This is a genomic window from uncultured Mucilaginibacter sp. (assembly GCF_937859865.1).
GTDB lineage: Bacteria > Bacteroidota > Bacteroidia > Sphingobacteriales > Sphingobacteriaceae > Mucilaginibacter_A.
This window is the reverse complement of sequence record NZ_CALMAT010000114.1, coordinates 1,281-3,976: the sequence shown is the minus strand read 5'-3', so window position 1 is coordinate 3,976 and position 2,696 is coordinate 1,281. Positions and strand designations below refer to the sequence as shown.

At 42.7% G+C, this 2,696-nt stretch carries 2 protein-coding genes; one reads left to right on the top strand and one right to left on the bottom strand.

What is annotated here, in order from left to right:
- Window positions 1-472: hypothetical protein (locus Q0192_RS11820; protein ID WP_299289685.1), on the bottom strand; the 472-nt coding region annotated here is incomplete at its 3' end.
- A gap of 341 nt (window positions 473-813) precedes the next feature.
- On the opposite strand from Q0192_RS11820, the gene Q0192_RS11815 reads away from it, so the two are divergent.
- Window positions 814-2,696, top strand: a 1,883-nt coding sequence (locus Q0192_RS11815; RefSeq protein WP_299289684.1) for a cation:proton antiporter, incomplete at its 3' end; no start/stop codon positions are given.

Genomic DNA, 2,696 nt, shown 5'->3' with positions numbered 1-2,696 from the left:
TTTGGATCACCACGTTGTTCAAATTATCGTCAACCCAGTTGGTTGCGTTTACGCCTCCTTTGGTCATCGAGTGGTAATCATAATCGTTTAGTTTTGTTGCGCCTAAATCTTCTTTCAGGTGCACCTCCCGAAATTTTGCCAAAACGCCGGAATCTAAAATCAGCGTTACGTCTTCGTTGTAAACCATCGTCAACTGGTTGCCGGCCACTTTCATTTTTACAATTTGTGCGCCTGCTTTGATGTTTAAAGCGTCGTATTCTGTGGCAACAGGGAGGGAATCAGGACCAGTGCTGTTGGTTTTTTTGCAACTGATTAGTGCCAGTGCGGCGAAAGCGAACAGCAATAATTTTCTCATGGCAGCTTTTATTTTTATTGATTCGGTAATGTTTAACCAATAAGAATGCCAGCCGGAAACCACGTTTAGCAATGCTTCTTTTACCACATAAAAATTGGTGCGAAAGCTAAAATGCAATTTCGTTTTGCGAAAAAATCAACCCAAACTTTCTTCCGGCTTCTTTAAGTTTTTGTTTAAGCGGAGGTTTGTTGCACCAAAAGAAAAAACAGACTTCTAGACCCATCAAAACAGAAAAATAAATAAAAATAAAACGTGCAGCCCGGAAACCAAAACCAAACCGTCAACAACAGCCGCCGGGGAATTTCGGGGAAGAAAAACACAACCAAAACCCCAACATTCCACAACTTGTAGAAACCGGGATAATTAAATGCTGTTTTTACCTGCCTAATCTTCAGCTAAAACCCGGTTAACCATTCCACACAAAAAACAAAAAGGCAATTTCAAAGTATAGTTAAGCGATGAATAATACCTTTTTTGGCCATTTGGTACACGAGTTTGATTTGCCATTAAAAAGCCCTGTCCTTGTTTTTTCCTTAGTCCTGTTTATCATTTTAATTTCTCCGATTTTATTGGGGAAGATCAAAATCCCCAGTATCATTGGCCTGATTATTTCCGGCATTTTGGTTGGCCCTTTCGGTTTCCATATCCTCGAAAAAAACTCGGCTGTTGACCTTTTTTCTACCATCGGCCTGCTGTACATTATGTTTATCGCCGGTTTGGAATTGGACCTCAACAACTTCAAAAAAAAGAAACATAAAAGCTACACTTTTGGCTTTCTCACGTTTACCATCCCGATATTGATCGGTTTCCCGGTTTGCCATTACCTGCTTGGCTATTCGGTGCTCACTTCGGTACTTACCGCCAGCATGTTTGCCACGCATACGTTGATTGCTTATCCAATCATCACCAAATTCGGCATATCCAAAAACGAAGCTGTTGCCATTACCGTTGGCGGCACCATTCTAACCGATACCGTTGTGCTGATTTTGCTGGCCGTAATTATGGGGCTGCATCAAAACCAAATCAATTTTGCGTTCTGGCTGCAACTGGGCGTTTCGCTCGCAATTTTTACCGCGATCATGTTTTTGGTGATCCCGCGCGTGGCCAAATGGTTTTTTGTAAAGCTGGAAAGCGAAAAAACCTCGCATTATGTTTTTGTGCTTTCCGTTGTTTTTTTCGCGGCTTTTTTAGCGCAGGTTGCCGGCGTTGAACCCATAATCGGTGCGTTTTTGGCGGGACTGGCTTTAAATCGGTTAATCCCGCATACTTCCATGCTGATGAACCGGATCGAGTTTGTGGGCAATGCTATTTTTATCCCCTTCTTTTTGATCAGTGTTGGGATGTTGGTGAACGTGCGTGTGCTTTTTAACGGGCCAATGGCTTTGATCGTTGCCGTATCTTTAACCATCACTTCGCTTTGCGGAAAATGGATTGCTTCTTTTATCACCCAAAAATTGTTCAAATACACAAACGAGCAAAGGCAGATTATTTTTGGGCTGAGCAGTGCACACGCAGCAGCAACACTGGCCATTATTTTGGTTGGATACAAAGCGGGTATTATTGATGCCAATATTTTAAACGGAACGATTATCCTGATTTTATTCACTTGTGTGGTAGCTTCTTTGGTAACCGAAAATGCCAGCCGGAAAATCATTTTGGCAGAAGAAACGGAAGGGCAATTGCTCGAAACACATGAAACCGACCAAGAAACAATTTTGATCCCGATTGCTGATTTTAGCAACCTGGAAACCATGCTGGATTTGGCCATTTTGCTGAAAGACAAAACTTCGGTACACCCGCTCTATTTGTTATCGGTTGTGCCGAATGACCATGACGCGGAAATCAACCTCAAAAAAGCACATAAAAAGCTGGGCGAAACGGTAAAATATGCTTCGGGAACTGAAACCGGGATTGAAGTGATTGCAACGATTGACTACAATATTGCCAGCGGTTTAATCCGAACTTCCAAAGAAAAAATGGCCAACCTTATTTTGACCGGCTGGCCGCGAAAAGTACGTTTGATCGAAAAACTGATGGTGAACAAAACAGCTTCGGTGATCGAAAAAACGGATAAAACTATTTTTGTTTGTTACCTGCACCAGCCTTTGATTGTGCACGACCGGCTGGTTTTGGTTTGTCCGCCGAAAGCAGAATTTGAAAGCGGGTTTAGCTTGTGGCTTTCAAAAATCTGCAGCTTAAGCAGCGAACTGAGCCTGGAGGTTAAATGTTTTTGCAATGAAAAAACCGAAGCCCACATCCGGCAATATTTGGAAACCCGAAAGCTGAGCCTTACTTTTTTGTATGACCCTACTGCTGCCTGGGACAAACCGCAACTGCTGGC